Here is a 14,433-nt window from a genome sequence, read left to right on the forward strand (position 1 = left end):
GGGAGCCGGGAGAGAACTGGTGCGCTCGTTTACGCATGTGGCCGTCGTCCAGAACAACGCGACGACGCCGGTCGGGCCGGCCCGATTCGGGGTGGGCTGGGTCGATGTCGGGCCACCGGTGCGTGCCGAGATCATCGTCATGCCATTCCAGCGCGACGAAAGCTTCGCCCACGAGGTCACGCTCGGTGAGACCTTCCCGGTGGGTGAGGAAACCTGGCGCTTTGCCGACCTCGACATGTCCAGCGCAGACGAGTGGGAGGTCACCGTCCGGCGGGTGGACGAGGACGAGGTGATGGAGCCGCCGACCGGGCGGCTGTGGAAGCGGGCACGGCTGCGGCCCTATGGCCAGCTCGACGAGGCCCAGCTCCAGTCCTTGGAGGTCGCGCTCGGTGCCCAGCTGCCGCGCGGGTACCGCGACTGGCTGGCGCGGAACAACGGTGCGCAACCTGAGGTCCCACATCACGTCCCCGGGATGCCTGTCGCTCTGCTTCCGCCGGGTCCGCTGTTCGGCGTTCATCCCGAATATCCCCCGTTCGACCTGGTGTACGCCCAGCGTCGCCACCGGGACCTTTGGCTCTCACCGGCCTGGCTGGTCATTGCGAAGGCAGTCAGTGGGCTGCTTGTCGTCTCGGCGGAGTTGGGCAACGAGAGCGTCTACTTCGTGCACGACTTCGACCTGGTCGGCCCGGCCGAGCCAGCCGCTACGGCTGCACGGGAACGAAAATTGCGGGCGGTGGCCTGGTCGATGTACGAGTTCATCGGCCGGCTGACCCCGATGGAGCTGGACCACCTTCCACCCGCAGAGATCCACCCGCCCGGGACCTTCACGGACCCCGCCAACTACGAGAACGGGCAGCTCTGAGCAGGGTGCGGCCCGGCCGTTCGTTGCGCCACCTGATCTAGAACCGGGAGAGAAACTGGTGCGCTCGTTCACTCATCTGGCCACCGTCCGGAACAACACGACGACGAGCGTCGGCCTGGCCCGGCTCGCGGTTGGCTGGGTCGACGTGGGGTCGTCGGTGCGGGCCGAAATCATCGTCATGCCCTTTGCGGGTGGAGATGACTCCGCCCACGAGGTCACCCTCGGCGGGACCTTTCCGGTGGGAGAGGAAACCTGGCGCTTCGCGGATCTGGACATGGTCAGTGCGGACGAGTGGGAGGTCACCGTCCGTCGGGTGGACGAGAACGAGGTGTTGGATCCGCCCACCGGTCGGCTCTGGAGGCCGGCCCGGCTACGGGCCTATGGCCAACTGGAGGAAGCACAACTCCAGGCGTTGGAGGCAGCCCTTGGCGCTCGGCTGCCAGCAAGCTATCGCGACTGGCTTGGCCGGACCAACGGCGCACAGCCTGAGACGGAACATCACATCCCAGGCGTGCCGTTCACCCTGTTGCCGGAGCGCCCGCTGTTCGGGGTGCACCCCGAACGCCCCCCGATCGACCTGGCACACGGCCAACGTGTGCACCGGGATCCCTGGCTGTCGCCGGACTGGTTGGTGATCGCCAATCCGTCGGGCGGGCTGCTCGTGGTCTCAGCCAGCAGAAGGGGCGACGAGTCGGTCTACTTCGTGCACGAGTTGGACCTGGTCGGCCCTGCCGGGCCAGCCGCCTCGGCCGGCCGGGAACGGAGCCTCGCTGAGGTGGCCGGGTCGATGTGGGAGCTGATCGGTCGGCTGACACCGACGGATGAGGTAGATCATCCGGCGGCACGGCTCGTACCCCCCACTGCTGTTTCGAACTCCAGCCACGACGAGGGCGGGCAGAAGTAGCCGGACAACAGTGCTGTTCAGCTGAGCCGGGAAAGCATGCCCGCGTACGCGTCGCGGACGGCGGTGAGGCGGTCGCGCCGGAACCGGCCGGGCTCGCGCTGGTGCAGCTGGCGGCCGCGGTCCGTGGTGAAGGCGTTCGCTGGGACGACGGCACCGTCTGGCGGGATGAACTTGCCGACCTCGTCAAGTGCGGCCACCGCCCGGGTCAGCGCGGCCCGCGCCCGCTGACCGGCCTCACCGCCCCCGGGGTCGGCCGGCACCTGACCGGCGTACGCGTCAGAGACCAGCAGCCATTCCCCCGGGTCGAGTAACTGGGAGGGTTCGTCCCCGCCATAGCGGAAACCACCGCCGGCCGGCGGTGCCGCTGGCGGTAGCCGAAAGAGGAACTCCCGTTCCTGGCCGCATCCGACGCAGGCGCCCGTGTACCGGCTGGCCAGGTCACCGTCGTCGAGGGCCACCACCGCGCTCTGCCGGGGGAAACGCGTCTCCCCGCAGCTGCACGGGTGCAGATCCATGTAGAGGTGCGCCTCCGCGTTGGTGCGGCTCCGCAGGGGGTTCATGCGACCCACCGTACCGATCGGACGCTTCCGCCGACGTCCCGGTCCGGCCGCTGGCATACTCGCCGACCATGGTGCTGTCACGCGGCTGGGCAGTATTCCTCACCGGCGTGGGGATATGGACCTGGGTGATCTGGCCAAGGTTTGCGGTAGCCATCTGGAACGACCCGAGGTCGTGGGCGAGCGGGGTTGCCGGGGCCTGGCCGGCGACCGCGTTCCTGTGGGTGCACGCACTGCTCATCGCGGCGTCGTTGGCTATCGGCACGGCTGTGGGTCTGCTGGGCCTTCGCGGGTGGCGGGCGTCCCGACGCGGTACGCCTTGAGCCGCCGTCCATGCGCCGGTCGGTTGTCTCCGTTGGCGTGTGGAGGGTGGGCTGGACGCACCGAAGTCGAGGCTTCAACGAGTGTGACGGGGACCGCTCCGCGCCGATTTGACGATCACTCCGCCGGACGCGTAACTTTCTCTCTGCCAGCGCGGAACGGGCAAACAGGGCGAAAGCACTGAGAGTCAGATTCCGACTGGCACCGGGTTCGCGAGGACATCGTCCTCTGTGGACTCGGCCGGGTGGGGCTCGACCGGGCCGCCGAGGGGCGGATTTGGTGGGGCGGAACCGACCGGGTAAGGTTTACGACCGGCAGGGAACCGGGCGAGCGTGCGGGCAACCGCAGCGGCCGGCCTGCCAAATCCGATGACCGAGTCGAGCGGGTGACCGCTGTGCTCGGTCGCGGGTGCCGAACCACCTGAAGCGTGACGGACCGGGACAAGCCGGTTTGACTCGCCGCAGACGGTGAGGTAACGTAGTAAAAGTGCCCGGCGCGGTTGTGGCGGGTGTGGTGCCCCGGATGGTGGCCCTTTTGTGGGGTTGTCTGATGGTGTGTGGTTGTTCTTTGAGAACTCAACAGGGTGCTTGATATGCCAGTGCCAAATTTTTGTTTGATTCCCGGGCTGGCCAGTTTTTCTGGTTGGTTTGGATTCCTTTGGCAACAATTTTGTTTGTTGCTGGGATGGATTTTCCTTCAGGTTTTTGTTGGAGAGTTTGATCCTGGCTCAGGACGAACGCTGGCGGCGTGCTTAACACATGCAAGTCGAGCGGAAAGGCCCTTCGGGGTACTCGAGCGGCGAACGGGTGAGTAACACGTGAGCAACCTGCCCTAGGCTTTGGGATAACCCCGGGAAACCGGGGCTAATACCGGATATTCACTTGCGGACGCATGTTTGTGGGTGGAAAGTTTTTCGGCTTGGGATGGGCTCGCGGCCTATCAGCTTGTTGGTGGGGTGATGGCCTACCAAGGCGACGACGGGTAGCCGGCCTGAGAGGGCGACCGGCCACACTGGGACTGAGACACGGCCCAGACTCCTACGGGAGGCAGCAGTGGGGAATATTGCACAATGGGCGGAAGCCTGATGCAGCGACGCCGCGTGAGGGATGACGGCCTTCGGGTTGTAAACCTCTTTCAGCAGGGACGAAGCGCGAGTGACGGTACCTGCAGAAGAAGCGCCGGCCAACTACGTGCCAGCAGCCGCGGTAAGACGTAGGGCGCGAGCGTTGTCCGGATTTATTGGGCGTAAAGAGCTCGTAGGCGGCTTGTCGCGTCGACTGTGAAAACCCGTGGCTCAACTGCGGGCCTGCAGTCGATACGGGCAGGCTAGAGTTCGGTAGGGGAGACTGGAATTCCTGGTGTAGCGGTGAAATGCGCAGATATCAGGAGGAACACCGGTGGCGAAGGCGGGTCTCTGGGCCGATACTGACGCTGAGGAGCGAAAGCGTGGGGAGCGAACAGGATTAGATACCCTGGTAGTCCACGCTGTAAACGTTGGGCGCTAGGTGTGGGGGGCCTCTCCGGTTCTCTGTGCCGCAGCTAACGCATTAAGCGCCCCGCCTGGGGAGTACGGCCGCAAGGCTAAAACTCAAAGGAATTGACGGGGGCCCGCACAAGCGGCGGAGCATGCGGATTAATTCGATGCAACGCGAAGAACCTTACCTGGGTTTGACATCGCCGGAAATCTCGCAGAGATGTGGGGTCCTTCGGGGCCGGTGACAGGTGGTGCATGGCTGTCGTCAGCTCGTGTCGTGAGATGTTGGGTTAAGTCCCGCAACGAGCGCAACCCTCGTCCCATGTTGCCAGCAATTCGGTTGGGGACTCATGGGAGACTGCCGGGGTCAACTCGGAGGAAGGTGGGGATGACGTCAAGTCATCATGCCCCTTATGTCCAGGGCTTCACGCATGCTACAATGGCCGGTACAATGGGCTGCGATACCGTGAGGTGGAGCGAATCCCAAAAAGCCGGTCTCAGTTCGGATCGGGGTCTGCAACTCGACCCCGTGAAGTCGGAGTCGCTAGTAATCGCAGATCAGCAACGCTGCGGTGAATACGTTCCCGGGCCTTGTACACACCGCCCGTCACGTCACGAAAGTCGGCAACACCCGAAGCCGGTGGCCCAACCCTTGTGGAGGGAGCCGTCGAAGGTGGGGCTGGCGATTGGGACGAAGTCGTAACAAGGTAGCCGTACCGGAAGGTGCGGCTGGATCACCTCCTTTCTAAGGAGCACCATCCAGCGAAGGCTGGTATGGAGCCCGCGGCCCGCGGATGTCGGGTCGGGGTGCTCGATTGGCGGAGACACTGGCGAGTTTTCCTCGGCAACGGCCGGAATTTCCTAGTACAGCTGCCCTGTGGGGTGGTGGGAACGGGGTTGTGGTGCGGCTGGGGGAGGCGTAGGGCACCCTGTTGGGTCCTGAAGGAACAACCCGTGGTGGTTGTCTTTCAGAGCCGATGCTTGGGACGTGGTGTCCTGAGTGGCGCCAGGCATGGCCTGGTTTCTCATACCGCCGGTGGTTGCCGGGCTGGTGGGAGACGGTGGGTTGTGGGTTGGTTGTTTGTTGAGAATTGCACAGTGGACGCGAGCATCTTTGTGGTCAAGTTGTCAAGGGCGAACGGTGGATGCCTTGGCACCAGGAGCCGATGAAGGACGTGGGAGGCCGCGATAGGCCTGGGGGAGCTGTCAACCGAGCTGTGATCCCAGGGTGTCCGAATGGGGTAACCCGGCATCAGTCATGTGATGTCACCTGCACCTGAACTCATAGGGTGTGTGGAGGGAACGCGGGGAAGTGAAACATCTCAGTACCCGTAGGAAGAGAAAACAACATGTGATTCCGTGAGTAGTGGCGAGCGAAAGCGGATTGAGGCTAAACCGGTTGCGTGTGATACCTGTCAGGGGTTGCGTGGTCGGGGTTGTGGGACCCTGCTACACGAGCTGACACTCGTGTGAGGAGTGATAAAGCCAGTGGTTAGCTGAATGGTCTGGAAAGGCCGACCGTAGACGGTGATAGTCCGGTAGGTGAAAGCTGCTGGTCTTCTGTGGGTGTTCCCGAGTAGCGGCGGACTCCTGAAATCTGCCGTGAATCTGCCAGGACCACCTGGTAAGCCTAAATACTTCCTGGTGACCGATAGCGGACGAGTACCGTGAGGGAATGGTGAAAAGTACCCCGGGAGGGGAGTGAAATAGTACCTGAAACCGTTCGCCTACAATCCGTCGGAGCCTTGCGGGGTGACGGCGTGCCTTTTGAAGAATGAGCCTGCGAGTTAGTGGCATGTGGCGAGGTTAACCCGTGTGGGGGAGCCGTAGCGAAAGCGAGTCTGAAGAGGGCGTTTGAGTCGCATGTTCTAGACCCGAAGCGGAGTGATCTAGCCATGGGCAGGCTGAAGCGCGGGTAAGACCGTGTGGAGGGCCGAACCCACCAACGTTGAAAAGTTGGGGGATGACCTGTGGTTAGGGGTGAAAGGCCAATCAAACTCCGTGATAGCTGGTTCTCCCCGAAATGCATTTAGGTGCAGCGTCGTGTGTTTCTTGCCGGAGGTAGAGCACTGGATGGTCTAGGGGGCCTACAAGCTTACCGAAATCAGCCAAACTCCGAATGCCGGTAAGTGAGAGCGCGGCAGTGAGACTGCGGGGGATAAGCTTCGTAGTCGAGAGGGAAACAGCCCAGATCACCAGCTAAGGCCCCTAAGCGTGTGCTAAGTGGAAAAGGATGTGGGGTCGCATAGACAACCAGGAGGTTGGCTTAGAAGCAGCCACCCTTTAAAGAGTGCGTAATAGCTCACTGGTCAAGTGGTTCCGCGCCGACAATGTAGCGGGGCTCAAGCACACCGCCGAAGCTGTGGCACTCACACAGAGCCCGGTGTCTGTCTTTCGAGGTGGGCATCCAGGTGTGTGGGTGGGTAGGGGAGCGTCGTGCCGGGGGTGAAGCAGCGGGGTGACCTAGTTGTGGACGCGGCACGAGTGAGAATGCAGGCATGAGTAGCGAAAGAAGGGTGAGAAACCCTTCCGCCGGATGACCAAGGGTTCCAGGGCCAGGTTAATCCGCCCTGGGTGAGTCGGGACCTAAGGCGAGGCCGAGAGGCGTAGTCGATGGACAACGGGTTGATATTCCCGTACCCGCGAAGGAGCGTCCCTGATGAACCTCGTTGTGCTAACCACCCGAGCCTGGTGCGGTCTTCGGACCAAGCTGGGGGAGCGTGGGAACCTGGCGGGTAGTAGTCAAGCGATGGGGTGACGCAGGAAGGTAGCTGAGCCCGGCCGGTGGTTGTGCCGGGGTAAGCGTGTAGGCCGACGTGTAGGCAAATCCGCACGTCATGAAGGCTGAGACGTGATGCCGAGCCGATTCAGGTGAAGTCAGTGATCCTATGCTGCCGAGAAAAGCCTCTAGCGAGTTCTGAGCGGCCCGTACCCCAAACCGACACAGGTGGTCAGGTAGAGAATACCGAGGCGATCGGGCGAACTGTGGTTAAGGAACTCGGCAAATTGCCCCCGTAACTTAGGGAGAAGGGGGGCCGGAGACGTGAAGCCCCGCGCGGGTGGAGCGTTGTATGGCCGCAGAGAGCAGGGGGAAGCGACTGTTTACTAAAAACACAGGTCCATGCGAAGAAGTAATTCGATGTATATGGACTGACGCCTGCCCGGTGCTGGAACGTTAAGGGGACCTGTTAGCTCTTCGGGGCGAAGCGGAGAACTTAAGCGCCAGTAAACGGCGGTGGTAACTATAACCATCCTAAGGTAGCGAAATTCCTTGTCGGGTAAGTTCCGACCTGCACGAATGGCGTAACGACTTCCCCACTGTCTCAACCACAGGCCCGGCGAAATTGCAGTACGAGTAAAGATGCTCGTTACGCGCGGCAGGACGGAAAGACCCCGGGACCTTTACTATAGCTTGACATTGGTATTTGAGTCGGCTTGTGTAGGATAGGTGGGAGCCGGTGAAGCTCATACGCCAGTATGGGTGGAGGCAATCTTGAAATACCACTCTGGTTGATTCGGGTATCTAACTTCGGACCGTTATCCGGTTCAGGGACAGTGTCTGGTGGGTAGTTTAACTGGGGCGGTTGCCTCCTAAAGGGTAACGGAGGCGCCCAAAGGTTCCCTCAGCCTGGTTGGCAATCAGGTGTTGAGTGCAAGTGCACAAGGGAGCTTGACTGTGAGACTGACGGGTCGAGCAGGGACGAAAGTCGGGACTAGTGATCCGGCACTTGCGTGTGGAAGCGGTGTCGCTCAACGGATAAAAGGTACCCCGGGGATAACAGGCTGATCTTCCCCAAGAGTCCATATCGACGGGATGGTTTGGCACCTCGATGTCGGCTCGTCGCATCCTGGGGCTGTAGCAGGTCCCAAGGGTTGGGCTGTTCGCCCATTAAAGCGGTACGCGAGCTGGGTTTAGAACGTCGTGAGACAGTTCGGTCCCTATCCGCCGTGCGCGTAGGATACTTGAGAAGGGCTGTCCCTAGTACGAGAGGACCGGGACGGACGAACCTCTGGTGTGCCAGTTGTCCCGCCAGGGGCACGGCTGGTTAGCTACGTTCGGAAGGGATAACCGCTGAAAGCATCTAAGCGGGAAGCCTGCTTCAAGATGAGGTATCCCACCCCACTTTGTGGGGGTAAGGCCCCCAGCTAGACGACTGGGTTGATAGGCCGGAAATGTAAGCCCGGTAACGGGTTCAGTTGACCGGTACTAATAGGCCGAGGACTTGACTATCAAAGTTGCTACGCGTCCACTGTGTAACTCACAACAAACAAACAGCACCCCGACAAGCGTGTTGGTGTTGGTGTTGTTTGACATGTTGATAAGGTTACGGCGGTCATGGCGGAGGGGAAACGCCCGGTCTCATTCCGAACCCGGAAGCTAAGCCCTCCAGCGCCGATGGTACTGCACCCGGGAGGGTGTGGGAGAGTAGGACACCGCCGGACATTCTTCGATTCAGGGCCACCCCAAACGGGGTGGCCCTGAAGTCGTTTCCACGTACCGAAACCGCCCCGGCCCCTGGAATCGACGTCCCGCATCGTTCACTCGACGTCCCCGAATCGGGGACTGTAAGACGAACGGTGTAACTCCTGATCAAGGAGCAGCACCTGATGTCTGATGGATCGATGGCCGCCGTGGATACTGCCGCGGTGGCGAAGAACGGGCCGGGACAACCGGCGGAGGGTCTCGACGGGGAACTCGTCGCCCAGATCGTGGAGCAGGCCCGTGCGGCGGGTCTGCAGCTGACCGGCGACGGCGGTCTGTTGCAGCAGCTCACGAAGCGAGTCCTGGAATCAGCGCTTGAGGGCGAAATCACCGATCACTTGGGCTATGACAAGGGCGAGCCGGCGGGCAGGAACGGCGGGAACTCCCGCAACGGTGTGCGGGCCAAGACGGTGCTCACCGATGTCGGCCCGGTCGAGATTGACGTGCCGCGCGACCGGGATGGGTCGTTCGCGCCGCAGATCGTCCGCAAGCGGCAGCGTCGGTTGTCCGGTGTGGACGACATGGTCATCTCGCTGTCCGCCAAGGGCCTGACCACCGGGGAGATCCAGGCCCACCTCGCCGAGGTCTACGGTGCCGACGTGTCACGGCAGACGATCTCGACGATCACTGACAAGGTTGTCGAGGGCATGACCGAGTGGCAGAACCGGCCTTTGGACCCGGTCTACCCGGTGATCTTCCTGGACGCGGTGCACGTGAAGATCCGTGACGGGAAGGTCGCCAACCGGCCCATCTACCTGGCCCTGGCCGTCACCGTTGACGGCACCCGGGACATCCTCGGGCTGTGGGCCGGTGACGGCGGTGAGGGCGCCAAGTTCTGGCTGCAGGTCCTCACCGAGCTGAAGAACCGCGGTGTCGCGGACGCGTGCATGGTGGTCTGTGACGGACTCAAAGGGCTGCCCGACGCGATCGGCGAGGTGTGGCCCGAAGCGGTGGTGCAGACCTGCGTGATCCATCTGCTGCGTGCCTCGTTCCGGTATGCCGGCCGGCAGCACTGGGACGCCATCGCCAAAGCCCTGCGGCCGGTCTACACCGCGCCCACCGAGCCGGCTGCCAGGGCCCGGTTCGCCGAGTTCACCGAGGCGTGGGGCGGCAAGTATCCGGCGATCGTGCGGCTGTGGGAGCAGGCGTGGGCGGAGTTCGTGCCGTTCCTGGCCTTCGACGCCGAGATCCGCACCGTCGTCTGCTCCACCAACGCCATCGAGAGCGTCAACGCCCGCATCCGCCGCGCCGTCCGCGCCCGCGGCCACTTCCCCAACGAGGCCGCCGCGCTGAAATGCGTCTACCTGGCCGTGATGAGCCTCGACCCCACCGGGCAGGGCCGCCGGCGCTGGACCATCCGCTGGAAGCCAGCCCTCAACGCCTTCGACATCGCCTTCGAAGGACGCCTGTCCGCAGGCCGCAAGTAGCCGTCAACAACCCGAGTTACACCGTTCGTTTGACAGACCCGAAGCTGAACAGCGTTCTTCTTGTCTGCCATGACGTGGTCCTTCCCGGACAGGATCAACGTCCTGTCCAACGGACCACACCCAGGTCAAACACGGAAATCTACGCAGTCCCCGCCGGCCTCGCGCCGGGGCCGTGACGGAGCTGGTGCCCGGTGGACGTCAGGTGGGTTCCTTGGCGCAGATGAAGCGCGGCTCGGCGCTGTAGGTCCAGCTGAACTTCTCCCGCTTGACGACCTTGCCGTCCTTCTTGATGACCCGAAACGCGTCCTGCGTGAAGCCCTGGCTGCCGCTGGCGGGAATGCAGGTCGGCCCGGGCTCCAGGTAGACGGTCTTCGGCGAGGTGATGTTGCGCCGGGGACCGTAGTCGGTCTTCACGCTGTCCCAGATCTTCGTGCTCCAGATCGACACCGTCACCGAACTGCCGGTGTAGGAGGTGTCGATCAGGACGCCGTAGTCGGTGTTGTTGCGGAACTTGAAGTCGAGGTTGGGCCAGAAGATGGTCGACTCGATGACCGCCGGGTAGCGGCTGAAGTAGTACGAGTGTGGCTTGTGCTCGACGTCCTCCAGGCCGGCGTAGTACGTGGCGTTGAAGAGGGTCGTGGTGAACTGTGAGGTGCCACCGCCGACCCCCGGCACCAGCTTGCCGTCGAGGATCACCGGCGCGTCACGGTAGCCCTGTGCGTAGCCGCGCTCGCCGGTGTGACCGTTCAGCGAGAACGTCTCGCCCGGCAGAACCACAGTGCCCTTCACGTCGTTGGCGATCGTCACGATGTTCTGGCTGCGCGGCGAGGAGAGCCCGCCGGTGAAGTTGGTGGTGAAGGAGGACACCTTCTCCTTGATCCCCAGGCTGCGCAGTTTCGCCGCGGTGAGCTTCGGCTCGACCGGCTTGAGGTCGGCGGAGACCGTACGACCCTCGCCGCGAGGGAGTACGGCGAGCAGGTCAGGGCCGAGATCGCCGGTGTCGACCTGCTTGCCGGCCCGCCCGTCGACCACCTTCGGCTTGCCGCCGGAAATGGTCATCGTGGCGTCCTTCGGGGCCACCTCGACGCTGTCGAGCTTGCTTCCGAGCGCGGCCTTCAGCTTCTTGACGTCCACGCTGGGCGTGAGCTTGCCGGTCTTGTCGGCCTTGAAACGGAGGCCCTTCGCGATGGCTTCCGGCGGGATGGTGACCGAACCACGCTCGGTGGTCAGCTTGACCGGTGCCGCCACCGCCGGTTCGGCCAGCTCGGCGACCAACCGGTCCACCTCCTCGGCGGTGGTGGCCGGGTGGTTCTCCACCAACGGGACGGTCACCGGCTGCCCGCTCAACCAGCCCTGCTTGACGGCGTCGGCGGAGTGCTCCGGGTCGATGGTGAGTGCGGGCTTCGGGTAGCGCACCTTCGGTTTGGTGCCGGAGAAGGTGATCGCCGGCATGGTCATCTTCCGGCCCTGGTCGCCGACGAGCTTCTTCAGCGCGGCCTCCAGCTTCGGCACGTCGACCGCGACCACCGGCTCGATCTCCCGCGAGCCGACGAGGCGGTCCACGGCGTGGGCGTTTGTTGCTGCGGCGGCTGCCACGGTGGCGTCCACGTCGACGGTGAGCCCGACCTCGGCGGGATTGATCTCTGCCGTCCGCTCGCCGACGCGTACCTGGATGGGGGCCTGAAGTTCGGCGGCCCGGCGGTCCAGTTGCGCCCGCAGCTCCCGCGCGGCCTCCGTCCGGCTGCGCCCACCGAGCTCGGTGCCGAGCACGCTGGTGCCGCGCGGCACGTCGCCCGCGTACGCCCAGACGGCCACCGCGCCCACCGAGCCGAGCACGGCGGTGGCCACGCCGGCGGCGAGTAGCAGCCGGAACCGGCTGAACCGGGGGCGGTCACCGCCCGGCGGGACGGGTGCCGGGCGCGCCGGCTCCTCGATCGGCCAGTTGACCGCAGTCACCTGCACCGTGGGCCGGTCGTCGGCCGGCGGGGGACGTTCTTCGCCGTACAGCGTCACAACTACCTCTTAGCGACATACCGCATGCGGAGCCGGGGTTCCTTCTCCGGAAGAGAACCACGGTAGCCAACCAGACCACCGTCGGGGAGCCCGAGTGGGCACGGATCCCCAGTCGTGCCCGTTCGGCGTGGCGAGCATGCCGAATTATCACTCATGGTGACGGTCGGATCTCCCGCGTGTCAGCGCCGACCGCGCCCGAACACCAGCCAGGCCATCACCACGGCAGCCAGGGTGGCGACGGTCAGCGAGCAGGTAAGCACTCCCGTCACGGTGCGTGGCGCGATCAGCGCGGCTGCCGCCGTCAACCCTGCCGTCGCCAGCCACAGCGGCGCGGCGGGCCAGCGGGCGGCGGTCGCCACTCGATCGTTCACCAGCATGAACACCACCGCGTAGAGCGCTCCGACGGCCGCGAACATCGGCGCCGTCCCGGCCAGGTGCAGGTAATCGGCGCCGCCGACGAGCCGGAAGGCCAGCTCGCCGGCGACCGCCGAACTGACCACCAGGACCGCCCCGCACGTCAGGATCAGCGCCAGTGCCACCAGCCGGGCCCGGCGATCACCCTGGGCCAACCGGGGCAGCACCAGCAGCGTGACGACCTGAGGCGCCCAGAGGGCACCCTTGGTGAGGACCGCGCCGACGGCGTACGCGCCGGAAGCGGCCGCCGGTAGGAGTTGGCGGGCCAGGATCAGGTCCGCGTACGAGATGGTGAGCATCGCCAGCGTCGCTCCGCCCGCCGTCATCACCTGCCGTGCCCCCAGCCGCCGCGCAGCAGGGCTCGGATCCGGGGATGTCCCGGTCGCTTCGACGTCACCGGGGCCGGACGTGGCCGGGTCGACTGGTCGTGGGTACTCGGGGGAACTGGCGAGACGGGCCACCAACGGCAGCGCGAACAGGCCGGTCACGGTGGTCAGGAACAGGCACATCTCCGGTCCCCGACCGAGCAGCAGCCCGGCGACCAGTCCCCCGTAGCGGCCGACGGCCACCGCGACCATCGCCGCGGCGAGCCGCAGGAAACGCTGCTGCCCCTGGAGTTCTCCGAGCCACCGGCCGCTGAGCACGGTGGCGAAAGTGGTGGTCGCGAGCAGCAACGTGAGTGCCAGCGGCAGCCGCAGGGCGATGGTCAAGATCGGTGCCGCGGCGACTGTCACCCCAGCCGTGAGGGCTGCGGTTCGCAACCCGAGAGGGCCGGTGTCACCAGCGCCCCTCCGCGCGCGGTGGGCGGCGACCGCGATCTGCAGACCGAAGCCGGGTACCGCCGCGATCGCGGCCAGCGCGAGCACCGTCGCCAGCGCGCCCAGGTCGACGGGAGTGAGCCGGCGCGCACCGAGCATCGGAACGACGTACGCCAGCGCATTTGTCACCACGGTCGCTACGGTGACCGCGGCACCCGCCGCGCCGAGTCGCACCCGTGCGACGTCCCTGCTCGTGGTCTGGGCCATGCCACTCCGCGTCGTGTCGGTCGTCCGCGCGGACGACCCGGCGTCTTCGGGCCGCGATCCGGTCGGGACGGCGGCCCGACCGGAAGACGGTATCGGCAGCTCGACGGTTCCGACAGCCCCGTACCGGTGGCCCCTGCCCAGCAGGCCCGGAAACGTCTAGTGTGCTGCCCCATGGCGTCGACGAAGCTGGCCCCCGCCGCGACCTCCGGACTGGCGGCGCTGCTACCTGCCCGACTGCTGGCGGGAGCGATCCGCCGCGCGTACCCACGGGTGGAGCCGGAACTTGCCCGGCTCACCGATTTCGTTCCGGCCGGGGGCACCGCCGTCGACGTGGGCGCCTGGTACGGGCCGTGGACGGCCCGACTGCTCCGCCGGGCCGACCGGGTGGTTGCGGTGGAGCCGACCGCGGCGCTGGCCGGGCAGCTCCGAGTGGCCTTCCCGCAGGTCGAGGTGGTCGAGGCAGCCGTCTCCGACCACGAGGGCACGGCCACCCTCTACCTGCCGGAGGGTGGGGCGATCGTCGGCACCTCCTCGCTGGAGGACGCGGCCCAGGGCCCTGCGGTCTCCGTCCGAAGGATCACGCTGGACTCGCTGGACCTGACCGACGTGCGTTTCATCAAGCTCGACATCGAGGGTCACGAACTACCCGCCCTGCGTGGTGCGGAGCGGACCGTCCGGCGGGACCGGCCGGTGCTGCTGATCGAGGTCGAGGAGCGGATCCAGCCGGTGGAGCCGCTGCTGGACCTGCTGACCGGCTGGGGCTATCGCGGGTACGTGCTGCCGGATCGGACGTGGGTGCCGTTGGCCGACTTCGACCTCGGTGGGCATCAGCGCGCGGCGATCGCCCGGGTGGGTCAGGGCTTCGCGCGCCGGGTCGTATGGCCCCGCCCCCGGTACGTCAACTCGGTGCTGTTCCGGCCCGAGTGACCGAACTGTTGGGGCCCGGGTGACCG

The 14,433-nt window shown here is 65.1% G+C and carries 7 protein-coding genes and 3 rRNA genes; 7 read left to right on the plus strand and 3 right to left on the minus strand.

The features are described 5' to 3' along the window. The first annotated feature begins 19 nt into the window (after positions 1–19). On the plus strand, positions 20–862 hold the full coding sequence (locus O7624_RS17150) for a DUF6406 domain-containing protein (protein ID WP_282236513.1): 843 nt from the start codon (positions 20–22) through the stop codon (positions 860–862). A gap of 58 nt (positions 863–920) precedes the next feature. Then, the gene (locus O7624_RS17155; RefSeq protein WP_282236514.1) at positions 921–1,766 is read left to right on the plus strand and encodes a DUF6406 domain-containing protein; all 846 of its coding nucleotides are present in this window, start codon (positions 921–923) and stop codon (positions 1,764–1,766) included. Positions 1,767–1,783: 17 nt separating this feature from the next. Here O7624_RS17155 and O7624_RS17160 read toward each other — a convergent pair whose 3' ends face one another. After that, a complete protein-coding gene (locus O7624_RS17160; protein WP_282236515.1) occupies positions 1,784–2,326 on the minus strand; it encodes a hypothetical protein in 543 nt (180 codons plus the stop codon). Positions 2,327–3,348: 1,022 nt separating this feature from the next. Here O7624_RS17160 and O7624_RS17165 point away from each other — a divergent pair. The 4 genes from O7624_RS17165 (at position 3,349) to O7624_RS17180 (ending at position 10,028) form a co-directional block, all read left to right on the plus strand. After that, a 16S ribosomal RNA gene (locus tag O7624_RS17165) occupies positions 3,349–4,863 on the plus strand. A gap of 373 nt (positions 4,864–5,236) precedes the next feature. Further along, positions 5,237–8,349: ribosomal RNA gene (locus O7624_RS17170) — 23S ribosomal RNA — on the plus strand. Positions 8,350–8,444: 95 nt separating this feature from the next. Further along, positions 8,445–8,561 (plus strand): 5S ribosomal RNA (rrf, locus tag O7624_RS17175). The 16S, 23S and 5S rRNA genes sit together here, the layout of an rRNA operon. A gap of 165 nt (positions 8,562–8,726) precedes the next feature. Next, a complete protein-coding gene (locus O7624_RS17180) occupies positions 8,727–10,028 on the plus strand; it encodes an IS256 family transposase (protein WP_282236516.1) in 1,302 nt (433 codons plus the stop codon). A gap of 198 nt (positions 10,029–10,226) precedes the next feature. Here O7624_RS17180 and O7624_RS17185 read toward each other — a convergent pair whose 3' ends face one another. After that, a complete protein-coding gene (locus O7624_RS17185) occupies positions 10,227–12,041 on the minus strand; it encodes a VanW family protein (RefSeq protein ID WP_282236517.1) in 1,815 nt (604 codons plus the stop codon). A 179-nt stretch (positions 12,042–12,220) separates the two neighbouring features. Next, positions 12,221–13,480, minus strand: a complete 1,260-nt coding sequence (locus O7624_RS17190; RefSeq protein WP_282236518.1) for a polysaccharide biosynthesis protein — start codon at positions 13,478–13,480, stop codon at positions 12,221–12,223. A 171-nt stretch (positions 13,481–13,651) separates the two neighbouring features. Between O7624_RS17190 and O7624_RS17195 the strand changes: the two genes are divergently transcribed. Beyond that, positions 13,652–14,407: an FkbM family methyltransferase gene (locus O7624_RS17195; RefSeq protein WP_282236519.1), complete on the plus strand. Its 756-nt coding sequence runs from the start codon at positions 13,652–13,654 to the stop codon at positions 14,405–14,407. Positions 14,408–14,433: the final 26 nt, after the last annotated feature.

The organism is Verrucosispora sp. WMMD1129, assembly GCF_029581255.1.
GTDB lineage: Bacteria > Actinomycetota > Actinomycetes > Mycobacteriales > Micromonosporaceae > Micromonospora > Micromonospora sediminimaris.

Excerpts from the sequence above, each read along its gene's own strand:
- O7624_RS17195 (WP_282236519.1), top strand. The coding sequence starts at position 13,652 with ATGGCGTCGACGAAGCTGGCCCCCGCCGCGACCTCCGGACTGGCGGCG.
- O7624_RS17190 (WP_282236518.1), bottom strand. The coding sequence starts at position 13,480 with ATGGCCCAGACCACGAGCAGGGACGTCGCACGGGTGCGACTCGGCGCG.
- O7624_RS17160 (WP_282236515.1), bottom strand. The coding sequence starts at position 2,326 with ATGAACCCCCTGCGGAGCCGCACCAACGCGGAGGCGCACCTCTACATG.
- O7624_RS17180 (WP_282236516.1), top strand. The coding sequence starts at position 8,727 with ATGTCTGATGGATCGATGGCCGCCGTGGATACTGCCGCGGTGGCGAAG.